This is a genomic window from Paractinoplanes globisporus DSM 43857, from assembly GCF_000379645.1.
In the GTDB taxonomy this organism is placed as follows: domain Bacteria; phylum Actinomycetota; class Actinomycetes; order Mycobacteriales; family Micromonosporaceae; genus Actinoplanes; species Actinoplanes globisporus.
In genome coordinates this window covers 236,434-256,246 of sequence record NZ_KB903317.1, presented here as the reverse complement: position 1 = coordinate 256,246, position 19,813 = coordinate 236,434, and the positions used below count along the sequence as shown (strand labels likewise).

Sequence of the window (19,813 nt, the reverse complement as noted above, 5' to 3'; positions counted from 1 at the left end):
AAGACCTCAGGCGAGGTCGGCGACCACCCGGTCACGGCCGGCGCGCTTGGCCGCGTACAGGTTCCGGTCGGCCTGCGACAGCAATGCCGACACCGTGGCCCGCCCGTCGAGGGCGGTGGTCACCCCGATGCTGGTCGTCACCGGCAACGGCCCGGTCACCGGCTGCCAGCCGTGCGTGCGGATCCGCAGCCGCAGCAGTTCGCAGCGACGGGTGGCCTCGGCGCCGTCGATCCCCGGGAAGATCAGCAGGAACTCCTCGCCGCCCATCCGGGCCGCGATCACCGGGCCGGTCGCGGCCTCCTGCAGCAGCGTGCCGATGTGCTGCAGCACGGTGTCGCCGGTGGAGTGCGACAGCGTGTCGTTGATGCGCTTGAAGTGGTCGAGGTCGGCGATCGCCAGCGAGATCGGGCCGTGCTTGGCGGCGGCCTCGGCCAGCAGCGCCGGCAGCCGCTCGTTGACGTAGCGGCGGTTGTACAGGCCGGTCAGCGCGTCCCGGTGCGCCATCTCGCGGAAGTGCTCGCTGGCCCGGCGCGCCTCGTTGGCCTCGAAGACGGCCTGCATGGCGCGAGCCCGGGACTCGCGTTGCGCCGAGTGCAGCGCCGACGCATCCGCGTGAAAGAGCAGATGCTCCTCGTACGCCCTCCGGTAGTCCCCGGCCGCGGCGTGCAGCGCGGCCTGCTCCTGCCGGGCACGCGCCCGCAGCCGGGCCAGCCCGTTGCTCTCGCACTCGCGAATAGCCCGGTCGAGCGCCACCTGCGCGTCGGCGTACCGGCCGTCGAGCCGCCGCGCCTCGGCCAGCGTGAGCATGCACTCGGCGGCGGCGTCGCCCTCGTTGACCAGGATCCGGCCGTCGAGAATGCCGGCCAGCGCCGCCTCGACCGAGTCGAACCGGTCGCCCATCATCTCGACCCGGGCCACCGTGTCCAGCTCGTTGGCCGCGAGCCGCCGGCCCGAGGACGCCGAGACGGCCCGCATCCGCTCGGCGAGCTCGCGGGCCGCGGGTTCGTCCCCGTTCTCGTACGCCGAATAGGTCATGTTGTTGAGGATCAGCAGCGCGAGCTCCTGGTCGCCCTGCTCCTCGGCGATGACCAGCGCCTCGCGGTAGCGGCGGTCGCCCTCCTCGGTCGTGCCGCTGTCGTCGAGCGCCACGGCGAAGGTCATCAGGTGCCGGGCGCGGATGCCCGGCGGCACGTCGTCGGTCAGGTTGGCCACGCACTGCACGCCGTGGGTGAGCGCGTCCGAGATGTCCCCGACGAGCCGGTAGAAGATCGAGAGCTCGCGGTGGGCGCGGGCCATGACGTACGGGCTGTCGTGCCGCTCGGCCCAGGCCAGCGCCTGGTGGGCCAGCCGGCCGCCCTCGCCGACCCGGCCCTCGCGGAGCAACACGTCGGAGAGCAGCACGTTGGCGCGCTGCAGCGCGTCCTCGTCGCCGGCCTCCTCGGCGACCCGCCGCGCCTCGAGGGCGGGAGCGCGCACCGTGCGGAACGCCGACACCCCGCGCATCTCCAGCTCGAGCAGGGCCGCCGCACGCGCCGCGGCGTCGTGGACCAGGGCGTGGTCGCGCTCCGCCGCCTTCGTCGTCACTCGTTCCTGCTTCCTGCCGGGGGCCGTGACGAATCAGTGTGGGCGGGCCACGGAGCAGGAACGGTCTCGGACGGTTGCGAAAAGGGTGTGAATCAGCGCTTGGTGCAGACGGGGGCGGACGCCGGGATCTTGTCCGTCGAGTACGCCACCGAGACGGTGAAGCAGTAGTTCAGGCTTTCGTTCAGCCCGTACACGATGTAGTCGGTCGAACCGGCCGGGAGCTGCTGGAACGCCCGCACCGGCTGCCCGCTGCGCCCGCCCGAGACCAGCACCGGGCCCTCGGCGCCCTTCGGGTAGACCCAGGTGAGCGAGACGCTGTCGTGGTTGTCGCGCAACTTGACCTGGGTGGGCGCGCCCGGGTCGCCGGTCGGGACCGGGGAGGTGGCATGTGACGGCGACGCCGCCGCGGAGGGGGCGGCCGAGGGCGCGGTGGCCGGGGGAGCCGTGGGCTGCGCGCCGGTGGCGCCGTTCGCGTCGGGCAGGGTCAGCGCCACGATGGCGATGGCCACCGCGATGCCCGCGATCAGCACGGCGACCAGCAGGAACGGCTGGCGGCGCCGGGGCGGCGCGGGCACGTCGGTGCGCACCGGCAGCAGGCGCTCCGAGTTCGGCGGGGTCGCCAGCGTCGTGGCCCGCGCCGACCCGATCGGCTGCGGCCGGCCGTCGGGCCCGTAATCGGGGACGCCCCGGCCGGGCAGCGGCGGCGGGGTGTCGGCGCGCGCGTGCCGGCCGGTGAGGTCACCCGGCGCCTGGGCCACGTCGGCCAGGTAGAGCGGCTGCTGGTAGACCGTGCCGTTCGGGTCGGTGGGCCGGTTGTCGGGCGGCGGGCGCAATGCGTCCTCCGGCGGGAAGTCGCCGCCCTGCTCGGGGTCGGGCACGGTCGGCCGGCGCGGGAACGGCACCGACTGCGGGCCTGCCGACTGCGGGCCGGCCGACTGCGGGCCTGCCGATTGGGCGACGCGGCCGCACACGTGCCGGCCGGTGGCGGGGGCGACCGCGAGCGCCGCGACCTGCCGCACGAGCGGGTGGTCGGCGGGCAGGTACCGCGCGCACAGTTCCTGGGCGAGCGCGAGGTGCTCGGCGGACTCGGCGTCGCGGGCGCACTCGCGTTCCATCGCGCCGAGCCGGGCCAGCATCTTGATGCCGGCCGGGGAGGCGTCGCCGTGGCGGTGCCGGTGGCGCACCCACGCGCCGGTGAGCCGGGACCGGGCCGAGGTGCAGTGGCCGGCCGCGTGCTCGGCGGTGGCCAGGTCGGCCTCGGCCGCCAGCACCCGGGGCGAGTCGGGACCGTCCATCTCGGTCAGCAGCGCGACCAGACGCTCGTAGACCTGCGCGGCCCGGCCGTAGTGACCCACCCGCTGCAGGACGGCCGCGTGTGTGGCGGCGGCGGCCAGCGTGCGCTCGTCGCGCGGGCCGTGCAGCCGTTCCTCGGCCTCGTGCGCGAAGCTCGCCCAGAGCCGGGCGCCGTGCGCGTCGCCGAGCGCGATGAGAATGCGCGCGTGCAGGGCGGCGGCCAGCGCGAGATCGGCGTCGGCCGTGCGAGGATCGGCGGCGTCGGCGGGATCGAGCACGCCCGCCAGCACCCGTCGCGCGCCGACGAGGTCACCAGCGGACGACAGAGACTGCGCGCGCTGGGTGAGCTCGGCAAGGGGGGCGGCGGGGGACATGTGTCCCATAGTGCTCGTGTGAACACCGTGGGTACAACCCTGCCGGCGGTGTGGCTCGTCCAGAACAATGGAGAAACTCAGATCCATCGCCGTCGGAGGGGGCCACCGTGATCGCCTCGGTGAAGAGGGAACTGCTGGTCAGACATCTGGAGGCGTGGGCGCCGGCGGCGCTCCACCGCGCCCGCCGGGTGATCTACATGCACGGCTTCGCCGATGCCGATCAAGGTGCGTCGGCCGAGGCCGCCGCGCGGGTGCTTGCGGAACAATCCGATTTCGTACGCGGACGCGAGCTGTCCATGCTTCTCGTCGGCGACGACGTGAAACCGGTGTCCGAGCGGCTCGCCAAGATTCCGGAACTGGCCGCGCTGAACGTCCACGCGGTCTCCGGCGGCACCGGCGAGATGCTCGCGGTCGCGTTGACGGCGGCCGGTGCTCAACGCGTACCGCTGCTGGGTTATTTGGATGCGGCAAGCGCGAGCGAGCCGCCGAGCCCGGCCACCGTGCGGGCCCTGACCGCCGGGAAGCCGGCCGAGGTGCTGCTGGCGCTGGCGCCCGGGGTGTCCGTGGATGATTACCGCGAGGGGTGGCCGCTGTTCACCGCCGTGGAACTGGCGACCGGGGACGAGCCGGGGGAGTTGCTGGCGTTCGCGACCATGTCCGGCAAGAGCCTCGAGGGGTTCAAGGAAACGCTGTGGGCGGTCGACGAGTTCGCCGGCGTGCGGTATCGGGATCCGGGCGACCCCGAGCGGCATCTGATCGACATCTCGCTCTCGCCGCACCCGGGTCCGCTGCGCCGGGAGATCCTCGCCCATCTCGGACGGGTGGGCTCGGCGACCGTGACCGAGCTGCGGACCTTCGCGCTGACCGAAACCGTCTATCGCGCGGCCGACGTCACCCGGGTGCTGCACACGCTCGCCGACTCCGGGACGGTCACCCGCCAACCGCCGGGTGGGCGGCTGGGCGGGGACGTCGTGATCGGGCTGCCCTGATCAGCGCTTGTCCTGCTTCCAGGACAGCGGCCCGGGCAGGTCCACGCGGTGCGCGCGGGCGCGGGAGTTCCACGACCAGCGGCCGATCTTGATGCTCCAGGACGAGAAGCCGTTCTCCGTGAAGTTCAGGATGAGGGGGCCGAACTTCCGGCGGCTGCGGAACATGAGGCCCATCGGTAGGTCCCTTCGTCGGGGCTTTCAGATGGGCATGTCGATTCCCGATGGGATCGATCCACAAACGTCAGCGAGGCTGCCAGGCGTCGGGGCGCGTCGTCAGCTTGCGCACGTGCGCGGGCATCCGGCCACTGATCAGCTCGGCCAGGCTCACCTCGTCGACCACCTCGCGGACGGCGGCGCGTACGGCCACCCAGAGGTTGGGAAGGTTTTCGGCGGCGCCCTCGTACTGTGTCTCTTCCGGACGGAGGCCGCGCACGCCGGCGAGCGGACCGTCGACCGCGCGCAGGATCTGGCCGATCGTCACGTCCCGCGGGGGCTGTGACAGCGTGTAGCCACCCTCGGCGCCGCGCTGGGCCCGGACCACGCCCGCGCGACGCAGGTCGGCGAGCACGGCCTCGAGGAACTTACGAGGCATGTTCTGATCTTGAGCGATGGCCTGGGCGGACATCAGTGCCGGGTAGGCCTGCGCCAAGCTGAGGGCGGCCCGGACCGCGTAGTCGCCGCGCGCGGAGATCTGCACCTACCTATCATGCCCCCTCGGCGCACACACGCCGCACATACCCCATGGTTTTGTGGGAATTACGCTCAGTCAGCGGGCGGTCGCTGCTTTCGGTCGCTGCTTTCAGTCTGCGGGCTGTCGCTGAGCGGGGATTCCGCTCCGGCCGTTCACCGCGGTCTCGGCGCGGAACTGGCCGGGGCTCATCCCGACCTCGCGGTGGAAGAAGCGGCCGAAGTTCGTCGGCTCGGGGAAGCCGAGGTGCCGGCCGACCTCGGCCACCGACATCGGGGTGCAGGCGAGCAGCCGGCGGGCCTCCAGCGCCACCCGATCGTCGACCACCTGCTTGGCGGTGCGGCCGGTGACGGCGAGGCTGGCCCGGGTCAGCGTGCGCACCGAGCAGCCCATCTCCTCGGCGTAGTCCTCGACCCGGCGGCTGCGCGGATGACCGGACTCGAGCCGGCGGCGGAACCGGGCGAACGTGCGGCCCTCGGCGCCCAGCGGCGGCGGGGGCGGGGTGAGCAGCGCTATCCGCAGCAGCAGCACGGCCAGCTGGTGGCGCAGCAGGTCGGCGGCGATCGGTCCGGCCCGGTGCCGCTCGCAGTCGACGGTCAGCTGGGAGAACTCGGAGATCACCGCGTCCTCGTCCTCGCCCTCGAGCTGCCAGTGGGCCGGGGCCTCGGGCCGCTCGGGAAACTGGTCGCCGGCGAGCCGGGCCTCGAAGGTGACCACGGACGCGGACAGCCCGTTCCCGCCGAGGCGCAGCGCCTGACCGGGGCGGACCCACAGAAGGGTGCCCGGCCGGCAGGTCCACGGCGCGAAGTCGACCTCGACCGTGCCGTGGCCCGCGGTGGACAACAGCAGGGCGTGATAGGGCGGCCGCCACGGGCCGGCGGGCTCGACCTCGGCCAGCGCGCACGTCGACACCCCCGCCCACCCGGGCGGGATCAGAGGTGTCGCGACATGCGCGCCGATAGAGGTCATCGGGCCGACGGTAACCGTCGATGACCTGCGGCGCACCTGGCAAAACGCAGGTTGACGGGAATGTGTCGGAAAAACGCGGTCAATGTCCGGTTATCACTTATTTGTTCGGTTACTAGATGGGCATACGGAAAAGGACGACCCGCGCGGACCGGCAGTGTCCGCGCGGGTCGTCCTTTCTTTCCTGGCTATCGACCCGCCTGGCTATCGGCCCGCTAACAACCGGTTCACCGCCGCGTCCACATCAAGATGCTCGGATTCCCGGCCGCGCGGCACCACGACATAGGTGCGCCGGAGGAACCGGACGAGGACACTTCGGGGCACTTCGAACAGCGCGTTGCCGTCCGGAGACGACAGCGCCAAGGCGACGAAATCCCCCCGGGGCGTGGCCCACGGCCACACCCGCACGTCGCCGATACCCGCGGGCTCATCGAGCCCGGTCACGAGCAGTTCACGCGCGAAGGACCAGCTCACGGCTTCCCCACCGGCTGATTCCGCATGGAACAACACGTGGACCGCATACGGGTCCGCTGGGTCGTAGCGGAGACTGGCGCGCACGGGCAGAGCCGTGGCGTCAGGCGCTACGAGCCGCAGCGAGGTCTCGACCTCGACGGTCGTTGGACGAATGGTACTCATGGACGAACTCCCCCCGGCACCGCTGCGAGGCTGGTGAACCCCGCGTTTCCCATACTCAGGTGATCCCTGTCGTTACGCTCCGCCATACGCTGATCTCACCCAGTAGTGGGAAGACGGTTCCGAAAAGCTCTTCGCACAAGACGTAAAGCGATATCTTGTCCTGTTCTGCCCAAGTACTCGGTTCCGCCCGGCGTCGGGTGGTCCAGCAGTTGACTTACTCCGGTAACGTCCATTCCTCCCGGGTAGTGACGGGGCTCCGGGACACTGGGGGATGAAATGAGCACGAAAGCGGACGAGGATCGGGCACCGATGGGTGTTTTGGACAAGATTCGCGCCAACCCGACCGGTCGCCTAGCCCTCAAGATCGGAATTGGTGTCCTCGGCGCGCTGGTCATCGCCCTGGGCATCGTCCTGATCCCGTTCCCCGGCCCCGGCTGGGCGATCGTGATCCTCGGGCTGGCCATCTGGGCGGTCGAATTCGCATGGGCGAAAAACCTGCTCGAGTTCACCAAGCGCAACGTCAAGGCCTGGACCAGCTGGATAGGCCGGCAGAGCCTGCCCGTCCGGGCCGTCCTCGGCATCCTCGGCATGATCTTCGTGGCCGCCATCGTCTGGGCGTCCGTCCGCGTCAGCTTCGGCATCGACCTGATCGAGAAGATCCGCGACTGGCTGGCGTGACCCCCTGTTCGCCGTTGGGCCACCCGGTCTAGTACAGTCTGTGTCGCATCAAGGGCGATTAGCTCAGCGGGAGAGCGCTCCGTTCACACCGGAGAGGTCACTGGTTCGATCCCAGTATCGCCCACCAACTTTGGTCAAGGTCCGAGGGTCGCGACATCACCGAAGCCACCCGATGGGCCAATCGGAACATGACCAGACCCGGCCGGGCTTTGGCCGCCGGCGAGGGCAGCCCGTCACGGTGCAGTCCGAGTGGTGAGCTGGTCCAGCACGGGCAGCTGTACGCCGAGATCGTGGTCGCGGCCCGTAGGGTCGATCGCGTGGACGCGGGCGTCCGTGCCCGCGACGAACAGCCAGCGGCCGTCCGGCGACCACGCCATGCCGTCGCCATCCCCGCGCGCCGGTACGGCGAGCACGCGGTCCTTGCCGTTGGACATGTCGATGAGGTGGACCGAACTGGCGCCGCTGGAATTCTGGGTCGCGATGGCGGCCGCCCGTCCGTCTGGGGAGATGAGCCCCGACGGTCCCGAGGTCGAGATCGCCGGGCCGAGAACGCGGTGTGCCCAGGTGCTCCGGTCGACAGCCACGGTGAAGCAGCGCAGCTGGTCATCACATTCGAGCGTCAACCAGCCCGTCGGACCCATCGCGAGCAGCTGGCCCGTGGTGATCCGCCGTATCGATCCGGGCCGCAGGTCGTACGTGCCTCCCGCCGCGTACACCACCAGGTAGCCGGCGCCGTCCGGCGCGGCGTTCCCGCCGCTGGTAGGCGGCAGGGCGATGGACGCTGCGGTCGGCCGCCCGTCGAAGCCGATCAGGCGCATCGCCTGCACCTGACCGTTGGACTGCACGACCGCCCACATGTGTGCTGGGTCCGGTCCGGGCAGCGCGGGGCCGAAGGCACCCAGCGGGCCCGCCAGCGTCCGGGCGCGCTGCCCGTCCGGTACGGCGTAACCCGCCACCGCGTCCAGCGGACGGACGATCGCGGTACCGGGTCCGGCCAAGAATGAGATCGGGCCGCTGCTGTCCACCGGTGGTACGGCGGTGCGGGTGATCCGACCCCGGGCCAGTTCGATCCGGACCACCCCGTCCGGGCCGAGGCCGAACAGCTCCCACGGTGCGGTGACGCCCAGCAGCGGGTGCCCCAGCTCCGTCACCTCGGGCGCATCCGAGCTGAGGCTGGGTAGCGGTGAGCGTGACGGCGCGACCGGAGACGGGCTCGCGGAGGGCGCGGCGACCGTACCCGATGAGCCGGCCACGTATGCGACCACCGCGGCGAGCACGGCGGCGGCGAGCACGGCGGGCAGGCCAAGCTTGCGCAGCCGCAGTCGGCCCGGGCCGCCGCCCGACCGCGCCTCGCCGAATACGAGAACATCGGGCTGCTCGGGATCGCGATCCGGTACCACCACATCACGATGACACCGCGACCAGGCCGATGGGTTCCCCGACCAGGCAGCGAGGTCCGCACTTACACCTACGACGGCCTGAAACCTTCAGCATCACGGGTTGTCGAAGGTCAATTCCGGGAACCAGAAGTCGCGTCTCACCTCCACGAATCCGAGGGTGGCATGGCGCCGGTACGGCGCTGCGTTGGCCGTCGCGTCCGGTGGGCGAGTCCAGTAGGTGAAGCGTGCGTATCCGGCGATCCGCCCAGCGTCGTCCGCGACATGCAGCATGCGCTGCGGGTCGGTCACGCTCGCCGTCAACTTCGCTCCTATGGCACTCGATCGAGTTTGAGCACGCGTTCGACCAGGTCGAGGCAGGCCGGTACGTCAGCCGAGCCGCCGTCGCGGACACGCACCGTCTCGGCCGGAATCTGTCGTTCCCTCGGCTCAGGTTGGTAAGGCTCGAATACCCCCATATCAACCATGGCCTTACTGTCACAAAACGTCCGAGGCCACGGACCCGCCGCCCACCGAGCACCGTCGGCGGCAGAACCGGATAGCGTGGGGTGCGCTTTGCTCTGCTCACCTATACGTACCAAAAGTGAACGCTCGCTCGACGTCGGTACGTATAGGTAAGCAGAGCAAAGCCCGGGCACGCGTTCCCCGCCTGGCCGTGGGGGACCGCGCCGTTGTCGGAGGTGGACCGGCAGCAGGCGGTCACGGCGTTGACGGTCATGATCGACCAGTGTTGGTCGGCGCTGCTGGCTCGCGGTTGAGCTGATGCGCGCCTGGGTCGATCAGGGCCCACGGGGGCTCGGACGCGAACAGCCGCGGCTCGTCAGCCGGTACGGCGGCTGCTCGCCAACTGGTTGTCCGTTCTCGTCTGCGTGCGGGTGTCCACGGTGACGCAGACGTGGTCGCTCGGGACCGCTTCCCGCCACACGAAGCCGTCGAGGCAGGTGTCCGGGCCGTACGGTCCGCCGTCCGGGTTGCGCCGGGCGCCGGCGAGCGCGTTGTCGTTCTGGGCCTGGTCGTGAACCGCGGGAAAGACGCACACGTGATCGCCGTCGAAGGCGTCGCGCCAGACGAAGCCCGTCTGGCAGATCTCGGAGTCGGTTGTTCCACCGGTGTCCGTGCCGGTGCCGGTCAACTGGGCCCTCGTCCCGCGGTCCGGCTTCGGAAGGTTCTGGTGCACGATCAGGGTCGCGTGCCTCTCCCCGGCGGCGGAGGGGCGGAACCGGACGACGATCTGGCAGATCTCGCCCGGATTGAGCCAGGTGTCCACGCAGTCCACGCCCGGCGTGAAGTCGTCCGAGTCCGGGCCGGTGACCTCGATGCCGGTGATGTGCAGCCTGTCCTTCCCGTGGTAGCTGATCGTGCCGGACGGGCAGATTTTCTCCGCCCCGACGGCAACGCTCCCGCACTGCACGGCGTTGAGCTGAGCCGGCGGCGAGGGCTTGACCGGCGGTTTGGACGGCGGCGTCGTGCTGGGCTTGTCCGTCTTCGTTCCGGTATCGCCGTCCGCGGCGAGGTTTCCCGGGAAGGTGCTGGACCGGTGGTCGGTGCCGGGGATCACCGACGTGCCGGCGGCGGCGTCGGTGACGGAGACCCCGAGCCAGGTGATGAGCAGGGCGGTCAGGCTCAGGACGGCGATCGCCGTGCCGCGGACCCGGCCCTTCTCGCCGGTCCGCCTGGTCGAGAAGGCCGTGCTGACCACCGGCCCGACGGCGGCGCCGGCCAGCGTCCCCCACGGGCCGGTGCCGAAAGCTCCGGTCAGAACGGTGCCGACGACAGATCCGCCGACGGCCACCAGCAGGGCCGGGATCGAGAAGCCCGGGGCCTCGTGCAACTCGTGCCGCAGGGAACGGGGGACCGGCGCGGCCGGTACCGGTTGCGGATCTCCGAGGTGGAACTCGATCTCCACGTCGGCGAAGGAAAGGCGGTCACCATGGTGAAGTGGGTGGACGCCCGACACCGGTTCACCGTTGACGCGCGTGCCGTTCGTCGATCCGAAGTCCTCGATCACGTACTTGCCGTCACGCGGCCGCACGATCGCGTGGCGCCGGCTGACCTGGTCACCGGGAAGCGCGAGCTGGCAGCTCGCGTCGCGGCCGATGACCGTGCCGCCGGCGTCGACCGCCACCGTACGTCCGGCCACGGCGGACGGCGCGATCACGGTGAGCGTGGCGGCACGGTGGTGGATCGCTGTCTGGGCGCTGGACGTATCCGAGCCGCCCGAGGGTCCTGGAAACATCGCCTCTCCCAACCGACGGGGTCTTCGAGGTGCAGAGCCAGCGGCCGGCGCCGGTGATACACGGTCGGTAGCCGCCCCGGGTCAGTTCCGTACCGACGGGCGCGGACCGATCACGGCAACGGGACGGCTAGCGCGCCGGAACCGCCGGCAACGCCAGCGCGACCGCCAGCGTTCCGTCGAGGAACATCAGGCCCCGCCGGCCGAACTCGGTGAAGATTTCGTCGATCTCCTCGACCGCGAGGTCCAGCCGAAGCTCATCGCGGACCCCGGCGGCGGTCCGCGGACGGTCGCCGCACGCCCGGTAGATCTCGGCGAGTGGGCCGGTGAACGTGTAGGTGCCGGTCGGCCCGGGGCCCCGGCTGTCGTGGATCTGCAGGAATCCCGGCGCCCACCACGAGGTCAGGGCCGGTGGCGGGCTGGATTGCCAGGCCGCACGCCATTCGCCGACGGCGGCGTCGAGAGAGCGGTACACGGTGTCCGGCAGAGGCTCGTCAAGCTCGTACTCGAAGAAATAGGCGACGCGATCGAGGTCGACGTCCTCCGGGTAGACGTACCGGTAGCTGGCCTCCGGGCCGGTCCGGCGCAACGGCAGCGTGTCCGCCCCGGTGTACAACGGGCTGAAGCGCTCCATCCACACCCGGGTGACGGTCGCCGGCGGCGGCAGGTGCCTCAGGTGCGGTATCGCGGCGACCTGCTCGGCGTAGTCGGCCTCGGTCTCGTCCGGGAAGCCCCAGAGGATGTTCCATCCGGCGTCGATACCGTAGTACCGCGCCCACTTCAGCAGATTGACGTTCTGCGCGGCGCGTACGCCCTTGCGCATGAGCTGGAGCACGTGTGAGCTGAGCGACTCCACCCCGGGCTGAATGTGGCTGACACCGGCTTGGGCCATCAGGCGCAGTTGCGCGCGAGTCAGGTTCGCCTTCACCTCGTAGAAGATCTCGTAGTCCGCGCCGCTCGCGACGAGCTCCGGCAACACCGTGGTCAGGTAGCTCATGTCGAGGATGTTGTCGACGGCCTGGAACCGGAAGCCGCGGTATCGCCGCGCATGTCCGGCGAGCTCGTCGATCACGCGCGCGGCCGGCTTCGCGCGAAACCGCATCGTCGTGCCGTTCAGCCCGCAGAACGTGCAGTGATGTTTGGCTCCCCACCAGCAGCCCCGGGCCGACTCGAACGGGATCCACGCCTCCCGATGCCCGGTACGGGGCAGTACGCCGAGCTGTTCCGCCCGTTCGAAGTACTCGTCGTAGTCGGGCGCCGGACCGTCGAGGCCGGGCAGCGGGGGAGCGGGCTGTGTGATCACGACCCCGTCGCCGTTCCGGCTGGCGACACCGGGAACCGTGCCGGCGCCCGTGCCGCCGGCGAGCGCGGACAGCAGCAGCGGAAAAGCCACATCCCCCTCACCGATCACGGCGTAGTCGATGCACTCGACCGTCCGTACCAGCTCGGGTCCCATCTCGCCGTCGAAGTTGGCGCCGCCGAAGACGGTCACGATTGCCGGGTACCGCTGTTTCAGACGCCGGGCCAGCGCGAACGACGCCATGGTCTGCTGATAGGTCGAGGTGAAGCCGACCACGCCGATCTCGTGCCAGGGGAACGCGTCGATCAGCGCGGACAGGTAGGCGGGGACGTCCTGGTCCCGGATGGCGAGCATGGTTCGCCGAATGTGCTCGGGCGACGGGCCGAGGTACCCGAGATCGCCGGCGAACTCCGTCAGCAGACGGCCGTCCGGGTCCGGCGCGGCGGCGCCGAAGGCATCGACCGAGAACAGCCACTCGCCCAGCATCCGGCCGCGGTGCTCCGACAGCAGCCGGTAGCAGTCGGCGCCGATCCGTGCCGCGAAGTCCAGGTTGGCGTGCAGCGTGCGGACCTCGAACCCGTGCTGCCGGGCCACGGAGGCGAGAATCCCCAGCTGAATGGACGGCCGGTCGATGTCCATGAAGGGCATCGACACGACGACGGCGGCCTTCGGCCGTGCCGGCGGAGTGCCGGCCGGGGTCAAGGAATGATCCTGATCAGGGGAGCGGCCGACGTCCGTGGCGTCGCCTCTTGGGCGCCTCGCGGTGGGGTGGGCGGCGGGGTCGGCGGCGGGGTCGGCGGCGGGCCCGGAATGATGATCGCCCGGGTCGGGCCCGGAGATTCTGGATCGGCGGTGAACGCCGAGGTGAACTGGCGCAATAGATCACGGCCGAGCTGCGGCGGCGTGTCGCCCTGCTCCATGGTGGCCGATTTGATGCCGTTTACGCGCGTCACGAGGTCGGTATGGCCGGGTCCGTCGCCGGACGGGCTTATCGCGTCGGCCGCGATCCCGAGGAGGCCGGAAAGTAGAGCAGCCTCCTGCGGGTCGAGCTCGTCCTGGAACTCGGTGAGCTTTTCGCTCAGCCGCACGAGCGGGTCGGGGTTCTTGGACGGGTCGGTCACGGCGACCTCCGGGGCTCGGTACTGCGACGCACTGCGACATGTCGGCGGATAGGCAAGCGGTCGGACAGCCTGCCCCGTTCCTGCGACGACGACACCCCGTGACCCCGCGTCGCAGCATTTGCGTGGAGGTGGAAATCGGTTTTGCACGCGCCTTTCACCACGGTGCACGCCGGCCACGCGACCGTCAATGTCTGGTTTCCGTCAGGCGCACGTGACGGCGGTGGCCCGGCTGAGCTTCGATCGGATCTCGTCGGCCTCCGGGTGGTGCAGGTCCTCGAAGATGTCCTGTGCCTGCTGCCAGGCCGCGCGGGCCTCGGTGGTGGCGCCCATGGCCTGGAACGTGTCGCCGAGACGTCCCAGGGTGTCGGCCTCGTTGAAGCGGTCACCGAGGCGGCGCCACAGATCGGTGGCGTGGAGGTAACAGCGGACCGCCCGCTCGTTGTGGAAGAGGTGACTGTGCGCGTACCCGAGGCTGTCCCACGCGGCCGCCTCGCCGTAGGCATCGCCGAGGTGAGCGTGGAGGGCCAGCGCCTCCTCGCAGTAGACGAGAGCCTTTTCGTGATCGTTCAGCAGTGCGCAGAACCAGCCGATGGCGTTGAGGGCCGCCGCCTGCCCCGCTCGGTGCAACCGGCTCCGATAGAGCTCCAATGCCTCCTCGGCGTGGTTCAGCGCCTCGGCGTGCCGTCCCTGCCGGTAGAGCACCCGCGCGAGGGTGAGGTCGGCGTGGCCCCGCCCGACCGGGTCGCCGGTCCTCTCGTACGCGGTCGTGGCCTGATTCAGATGAGCATGAGCGTCGCCATAGCGTCCCAGCGTCGAGTAGGCGCGCGCGAGGCAGAGATGCGCCTGGGCGGCGAACGCGGGCTCGGCCACACGCTGCATGGCCGCGAGCGCGACGTGCTGGATGGCGACCTGGTCGTGCCAGTGACCGCGGCGGTCGAAGAACGTCGCCATGCTCCACGGCAGTTGCCAGGCGTGGCGATCGAACCCCGAGGCCGACGCGAGGTCGGTCGCGGACAACAACGCCGGATGCTCGGCCGCGAACCACGCCAGCGCCCGCTCGTGGTCGGCCAGGCCCTCGGTTGTCACGCCGGACGGCGGCTCGTTCAACGGGAGCGGGTCACGGTGCGGGTTGAGGAGCCGATCGGCGCAGTGGGCGGTGTGCAGGTGGTGGTCGAGCATCCGCTGGACGGCGGCGCGGCGATCGTCTTCGCTTTCCTGCTCCAGGGCCAGCTCGCCGGCGTACACCCGAAGCAGGTCGTGGAAGACGAACCGGCCGGGCCCAGGCTCCCCGATCATGTTGGCCCGCGTCAGCTCGGACAGTGCCCGACCGGCGTCGCGTCGCGGCCGACCGGCCGCGCTGGCCGCCGCCGCGACGGTCACGTGCGGACCGGGGTGGAGGCCGAGCAGCCGGAACAGCCGAGCAGCCGGGTCGGACAGGGCACGGTACGACCACGAGAACACGGCCCGGACATCGCCCGCGACGTCGGAGTCGTCGTCGAACGCGTCCAGGCGATCTCGGGTCTCGCGCAACTGGTCGGCCAGCCCGGAGAGCGGGAACTGCGGCCGTGTCGCCGCTCGCGCGGCCACGATGGCGAGGGCGAGCGGCAACCGGGCGCAGGACGCGATGATCTCGTCGGCGGCCGCCGGTTCGGCCGCGACCCGGGATCGGCCGAGACGGGCGATCAGCAGTTCCCGCGCCTCGGCCATGGCGAGCAGCCCGACCGAGACGGTGTGCGCGCCCTCGGTGACGACCAGGCTGTGCAGGCGGTTCCGGCTGGTCACCACGGCGAGACAGCCGGGTGAGCCGGGCAACAACGGGCGGACCTGCTCGGCGTCCCGCGCGTTGTCGAGAACGACCAGCACCCGCTTACCGGCCAGGAGGCTCCGGTACAACGCCGCCTGAGCCTCCAGACCGATCGGGATCCGCTGGTGGGGCACTCCGAACGCGTCCAGGAACGCCCGGATCGCCTCGCCCGGCTCCATCGCCGCCCCGCTGCGGTCGAACCCTCGCAGATTGATGTACAGCTGTCCGTCGGGATAGCGGTCGCGGATGCGATGGGCCCATTGCAATGCCAGCGCGGTCTTGCCGACTCCGGCCGTGCCGTCGATGGCCGTGATCACTACGGGTTCGTCGCCCTCGTTGCGAGGGTCCTCGAGGAGCGTCCGGTGCAGCTGGTTGAGCTCGGCCCGCCGGCCGGCGAAACCGGCCAGGCCGTGCGGCAGCTGGCTGGGGAGCGTCGGGCGCGGCTCGTTGACCGTGGCGCCCGGCCCGTCGTCGGCGGCGGCCGGCTCGAGGGCGGGGTCGCCGGTGAGGACCTGCTGTTGCAGTTGTTGCAGGGGCGTGGACGGCTCGATTCCCAGCTCGTCCTTCAGGCGGCGCCGGGCGTCGCGGAAGACGGCCAGGGCCTCGGCCCGCCGTCCTGATCGGTAGAGGGCGAGCATCAACAGCTCGTGGAGCCGCTCGCGAAGCGGGAACCGGCCGGCCAGCTGCCGCAGTTCACTGATCACCTCGGCATGGCGGCTCTGTGCCAGATCGACCTCGAGCCGCTTTTCCCAGATTCCCAGATGCCGCTCGGCCAGTCGCTCCCGTTCCGACTCGACCAGGGGGCTCACCAGGCCGTCGCAGAGTGGCCCTCGCCACAACCGCATTGCCGCTCGCAGCTCTTCGTCGGTGGCCTGGAGATCGCCGCGGAGCCGAGCCTGGCGAGCCTGCTCGGCGTGCCATTCGAACAGCTCCAGGTCGAGCGCCCTCTCGGGAAGCGACAGCTGGTAGCCCGCCCGCGTCCACACCAGCTCGGCCAGCTGCCGCGTGGACGGACTCGACGCCAGCACGTGGCGCAGAGCGGAAACATGTTTCTGCACCAGATTCACGGCGTACGTCGGAATCTGTGCGCCCCACACCCCGGTGATCAGCTCGTCGCGGCCGACGGCGCGGTTCGCGTGCAGAAGCAGGACGGCCAGGACCACCTGCTGTTGCACCGGCCCGAGATTGAGCGCGACACCACCGCGCGTGGCCCGGAGCGGACCCAGCACCTCGAACCGCACCACCTGCTCGCTCTGCCCGCCCATCGCCTGCCTCCCGGCCGAGCACTCTCTTCAAGTTAGCCCGGCCGGCTGAGAGACCGCAGTGAATTTAGAGCGGGCAGATCACGCCGAAAGTCGCAGATCTTGGCGCGAGGTGCCGGATTCCTCGAGAAGCTGCCCGAGCCGTCGCAGAGCTCGCCCGCGAACCGGCCCGATCGCCCCAACCGGCATCGACAGTGCCGAAGCGATCTCCTGATAGGAGCGCTCCTGATCGTCGAAGAGGGCACGCATCAACTGGGCCTGGCGCTCAGGGAGACGCTCGACCGCGTTCCAGAGCTGGCGGCCGCGTTCGGCCCGCATGAGCATCTCCACCACGGCGCCGGCATTGTCGCTGGTGGCCGGCTCCGCGTCGTCGGTCAGCGACTCCCACCGACGGCGCTGGACGACGCGCAGGCAGCAGCGCCGCATCGTGGTGCTCAGCCAGGCGCCCACCTGGTCGGGCGAGCGCAAGCTGCCGACGTGCTGGACGAGGCTCAACCAGGTCATCTGGATGGCGTCCTCGGTGTCCGCCCCGCTGAGCCGGTAACCGGCCGCGATCGCTGTTAATCGTGGTCGGTGCCGGCGCACGAGTTCAGCCCAGGCCCGCTGATCGCCGGCCATCGCCCAGGTGACGATCTGGATGGTGTCGGAAGTCTGATACATGTCTGTCCTCCTGATCAGCGTCCCGATCCGGAACCTTCGCCGGATCGGATACCTGACAGGAGTCTTGCCGGGCGTGCTGGAGGAGTCGCTGGAGTCCGCGCTGGACCGCGGCCTGGAGCGGACCGTCACTTCGGCGACCGGCAGCCTCGTCCGCTGAGGTCGAGTGGGACGTTCACCTCCGCCGGGCACTGTCGGATCTGGACCTCATGGGTATCAACACGCTGCGGTTGTTCCCGGATCTCGATGGCGTCGCGCGGGCGCACCGCTCCCACCGTCACGATCTGATCGCCGCGCTATCGGTACCGGATCTCGGCGCGGCGGGTGCCGGCCGGCAGGCGAACGTCACCGCCTTCCGCCGGCACCGCGACGCCATCGGCGGCGGCATCGGTCACGATTCCCAGCCGGCACGGGTAGACGTAGGTGACCCCGGGGACCGGCTGGGTGATGTCGATGCGGACGGTCCGGTTTGCCTCGTCGTGATTCAGCGTGTACCCGAACGGCGTGCCGTACGTGGTGGCCGCGTCGGCGACGGTGACCGAGTGGCCGCCGTCGCCGCGCAGCCATCGGGGCAGGACGCCGGGCGCGACGTACAGCTCGCGGGCATCGTCCTCGCCCGCCTCGAAGAACAGCATCTCGCGCAGCAGCAGCATGAACTCGGCCGCCGCCCAGCCGTGCGGCATGTCGCCCATGTACCACACACGGAACGGCATCTCGGTGAAGTCGCTCGCCACCGGGTAGGCGTGCTGCTCGTTCCAGGTGCCGGTGGTCACCTGCCACTGATCGGCGGCCCCGGGTTCCCGGCTGACCTTGGCGTACGCGGCGTTACCGATGGCCCATCCGAGCAGCGCGTCCATCCGGTCGAGGTCGCCGATCAGCAGGAAGGCGTGTGCCAACTGCAACGTCAGATACGGGCCGTACGCCTGCCAGGACTTGTCGTGCCGGAAGCCGCCCTGGACGAAGTGCGACCATATCGTGTCCAGGGTCAGGCGGAACGCGAGGTCGAGGTCGTCGCCGAGCTTCGCCCCGTAGTACAGCCGGGTCGGATGGAAGTAGGCGGCCGCGCCGATGATCGTGGAGTAGAGGCCGCGGTCGCCGCCCGGCCCGCTCGGCACGTACGTCTCCCATTGCCCTTCGTTGCGTTGCTGGGTGAGGACCCACCGGACGGAGGCCGCGGTGGCCGCCTTCAACGAGTCGAAGGCCGCCCAGAGCTCCGCGACCTCGGCCGCGCCGATGCGCTCGGCGATCCGGGCGGCCTCGTAGAGCCCGGCCAGGGACCACAGGTCGTCCCAGTAGTGCGGCTGGTTGCGGTCGCCGATGTGCTCGGCGCTCCAGCCGCTCAGCATGATGCCGTCGGCGCTGCGATTGTCCCTGATCCAGCGTGCGCCCTGCAGCACGTAGGGCCAGTACACCTTGGCGCCGAACGCCGCGGCCGATCCCTGGATCCGGTCGAACCGGCCGAACGCCCAGAGCGCCTCGCCGTTGGCATCCCACTCCTGGGCGTCGCGCTCGTGCTCCCCGCCGAAGAAGCCGTAGGCGCTCGCCGGCCCGATCCGGCCGGTCCCGGTCTGGAAGACCTCGAGGTGGTGCCGGCCGAGCTGAGCGCCGGCGAGGCCGTCGTCGCCGGCCAGGCTGCAGGCGACGGCCTCCACGCTCGAGTCTCGGATCCAGAACGAGTCATAGATCGTCGGACCCGGATGGATCGCCCCGTCGTCGGCGAGGATGAGCAGGTCGGCGCGGCAGGACCGGTACTGCTGCCACAGGTGCCGCACCACCGGCGGCAACGTGGCCTGCATGCCGCTCCGGTCCAGCTTCTGCCGCCAGAAGGCGGCGTTGGCCGCCTCGAACGCGCCGGCCGGCTGCGCGGTGAGGTCGGCGAAGTCGCTCGCGTCGCGGAAGTCATCCACCGGAAGCCAGAGGTCGAGCGTGAACTCCTGGCCGCTGGTGACGTCGAACGGCCACAGGAACGCCGCGCTGCACAATCCGGCCCGGGCATCGCGGGCCTGCTCGCTGCCGTTGAGCGCACGCCCGGCGGCGAGCTCGACGAACGGGCTCACCGCGAGGTAGTGGTCGGCATTGTCGACGCCGTCGTCGTTGCCGTAGAGGCCGAAGGACGCCGGCGCGGTGGCGAAGACCGGCCCGGCGCCGGTGTTCGTCTCCAGCCTCCCTTCGGCCTTGAGATACCGCAGGAACGACAGCTGCGATGTCTGCAGTGCCTCGCCGCTCTTGCCGTACCGGGTGAAGCCGCTCGGCTTGACCGGCACGACGGCGACACCGAGCTGTCCCGTACGGCCTCCGGGTCCGGAGGGGCGCACGACGAGCCGATTGAGGACGGCGACATGGTTCTGCCGTCCCACCACGGTGCTGAGGGTGCGTTGCTCGACGCTGACCGCGGCCGGCGGGTGATAGGTCGTCACGACCACCGGCAGGTATCCGTCCTGGCGGTGCTGCTCGAGCGCGGGCGCCGGCGCGCCGGCCGATGTGAGCTGCGGCAGGTGCAGCGTGCCGTCGACGATGAGGAAGAACGTCACCGCGAACCGCTCGTACACGGGCTCGACCTCACCGGCCTGACCGACCAGGCTTTCCTGGTGGGCGTCCTTGACCCCGACCATGTTCCAGTACCGGTAGAGCGCGTTGGAGGCGAGCGCCGCCTGCTTGGTGGGGAACATCCCGCCGTCGTCACCGGGCCAGTCCCGGAAATAGGACTGGAGCCACCACGGCATCGGGTACGGGACGCCGCGCGCCCAGGTACGCCACATAACCTCGTAGAACATCGTCTCGTACGGCTGTGCGGCCACGGGTCACCGTCCGTTCGTCGAGTGTCGTGCGGT

17 protein-coding genes and 1 tRNA gene are annotated in these 19,813 nt (G+C 70.7%); 4 read left to right on the top strand and 14 right to left on the bottom strand.

Annotated features, from left to right (window positions below):
* Positions 1-6: 6 nt before the first annotated feature.
* Positions 7-1,584, bottom strand: coding sequence for a GGDEF domain-containing protein (locus A3CQ_RS0131120; protein ID WP_020514869.1), 1,578 nt, complete (start codon positions 1,582-1,584; stop codon positions 7-9).
* 92 nt (positions 1,585-1,676) lie between these two features.
* Positions 1,677-3,251, bottom strand: coding sequence for a fibronectin type III domain-containing protein (locus A3CQ_RS0131115; RefSeq protein WP_040433247.1), 1,575 nt, complete (start codon positions 3,249-3,251; stop codon positions 1,677-1,679).
* A gap of 107 nt (positions 3,252-3,358) precedes the next feature.
* Here A3CQ_RS0131115 and A3CQ_RS0131110 point away from each other — a divergent pair, with 107 nt between their 5' ends.
* A complete protein-coding gene (locus A3CQ_RS0131110) occupies positions 3,359-4,240 on the top strand; it encodes a hypothetical protein (protein WP_020514867.1) in 882 nt (293 codons plus the stop codon).
* Here A3CQ_RS0131110 and A3CQ_RS59505 read toward each other — a convergent pair whose 3' ends face one another.
* The 4 genes from A3CQ_RS59505 to A3CQ_RS0131090 all read right to left on the bottom strand — a co-directional run bounded on the left by A3CQ_RS59505 (position 4,241) and on the right by A3CQ_RS0131090 (position 6,530).
* Complete coding sequence (locus A3CQ_RS59505) at positions 4,241-4,414, bottom strand: hypothetical protein (RefSeq protein WP_020514866.1); 174 nt, start codon at positions 4,412-4,414, stop codon at positions 4,241-4,243. It abuts the gene before it with no gap.
* Positions 4,415-4,481: 67 nt separating this feature from the next.
* Positions 4,482-4,937, bottom strand: a complete 456-nt coding sequence (locus tag A3CQ_RS0131100) for an RrF2 family transcriptional regulator (RefSeq protein WP_020514865.1) — start codon at positions 4,935-4,937, stop codon at positions 4,482-4,484.
* Between the two features lie 102 nt (positions 4,938-5,039).
* Positions 5,040-5,897 carry a helix-turn-helix domain-containing protein gene (locus tag A3CQ_RS54745; RefSeq protein ID WP_084699302.1) on the bottom strand — a complete coding sequence of 286 codons (858 nt, stop codon included), beginning with the start codon at positions 5,895-5,897 and terminating at the stop codon, positions 5,040-5,042.
* Positions 5,898-6,098: 201 nt separating this feature from the next.
* Positions 6,099-6,530, bottom strand: coding sequence for an SsgA family sporulation/cell division regulator (locus tag A3CQ_RS0131090; protein ID WP_020514863.1), 432 nt, complete (start codon positions 6,528-6,530; stop codon positions 6,099-6,101).
* A 276-nt stretch (positions 6,531-6,806) separates the two neighbouring features.
* On the opposite strand from A3CQ_RS0131090, the gene A3CQ_RS0131085 reads away from it, so the two are divergent.
* A complete protein-coding gene (locus tag A3CQ_RS0131085) occupies positions 6,807-7,208 on the top strand; it encodes a TIGR02611 family protein (protein WP_020514862.1) in 402 nt (133 codons plus the stop codon).
* A 52-nt stretch (positions 7,209-7,260) separates the two neighbouring features.
* Positions 7,261-7,335, top strand: a tRNA-Val gene (locus A3CQ_RS0131080).
* Positions 7,336-7,441: 106 nt separating this feature from the next.
* Here A3CQ_RS0131080 and A3CQ_RS0131075 read toward each other — a convergent pair.
* From A3CQ_RS0131075 to A3CQ_RS54735, 7 genes are all read right to left on the bottom strand, one after another.
* On the bottom strand, positions 7,442-8,608 hold the full coding sequence (locus tag A3CQ_RS0131075) for a TolB-like translocation protein (protein WP_157296566.1): 1,167 nt from the start codon (positions 8,606-8,608) through the stop codon (positions 7,442-7,444).
* 93 nt (positions 8,609-8,701) lie between these two features.
* On the bottom strand, positions 8,702-8,908 hold the full coding sequence (locus tag A3CQ_RS0131070) for a hypothetical protein (protein WP_157296564.1): 207 nt from the start codon (positions 8,906-8,908) through the stop codon (positions 8,702-8,704).
* A gap of 517 nt (positions 8,909-9,425) precedes the next feature.
* Positions 9,426-10,841 (bottom strand): FHA domain-containing protein, encoded by a 1,416-nt coding sequence (locus A3CQ_RS57860; protein WP_020514859.1) that lies wholly within the window; start codon positions 10,839-10,841, stop codon positions 9,426-9,428.
* 127 nt (positions 10,842-10,968) lie between these two features.
* Positions 10,969-12,840 carry a RiPP maturation radical SAM C-methyltransferase gene (locus tag A3CQ_RS0131060; RefSeq protein WP_020514858.1) on the bottom strand — a complete coding sequence of 624 codons (1,872 nt, stop codon included), beginning with the start codon at positions 12,838-12,840 and terminating at the stop codon, positions 10,969-10,971.
* A complete protein-coding gene (locus tag A3CQ_RS0131055) occupies positions 12,837-13,259 on the bottom strand; it encodes a hypothetical protein (protein WP_020514857.1) in 423 nt (140 codons plus the stop codon). Before A3CQ_RS0131055 ends, A3CQ_RS0131060 begins: the two co-directional genes overlap by 4 nt.
* 201 nt (positions 13,260-13,460) lie before the next feature.
* On the bottom strand, positions 13,461-16,328 hold the full coding sequence (locus A3CQ_RS0131050; protein WP_020514856.1) for an AfsR/SARP family transcriptional regulator: 2,868 nt from the start codon (positions 16,326-16,328) through the stop codon (positions 13,461-13,463).
* A 78-nt stretch (positions 16,329-16,406) separates the two neighbouring features.
* Positions 16,407-16,985, bottom strand: coding sequence for an RNA polymerase sigma factor (locus A3CQ_RS54735; protein WP_020514855.1), 579 nt, complete (start codon positions 16,983-16,985; stop codon positions 16,407-16,409).
* Here A3CQ_RS54735 and A3CQ_RS61180 point away from each other — a divergent pair.
* Positions 16,984-17,142 (top strand): hypothetical protein, encoded by a 159-nt coding sequence (locus A3CQ_RS61180; RefSeq protein ID WP_020514854.1) that lies wholly within the window; start codon positions 16,984-16,986, stop codon positions 17,140-17,142. The genes A3CQ_RS54735 and A3CQ_RS61180 overlap by 2 nt on opposite strands.
* 136 nt (positions 17,143-17,278) lie before the next feature.
* Here the strand turns inward: A3CQ_RS61180 and A3CQ_RS0131035 are convergent, their stop codons facing one another.
* On the bottom strand, positions 17,279-19,780 hold the full coding sequence (locus tag A3CQ_RS0131035) for a hypothetical protein (protein WP_020514853.1): 2,502 nt from the start codon (positions 19,778-19,780) through the stop codon (positions 17,279-17,281).
* Positions 19,781-19,813: the final 33 nt, after the last annotated feature.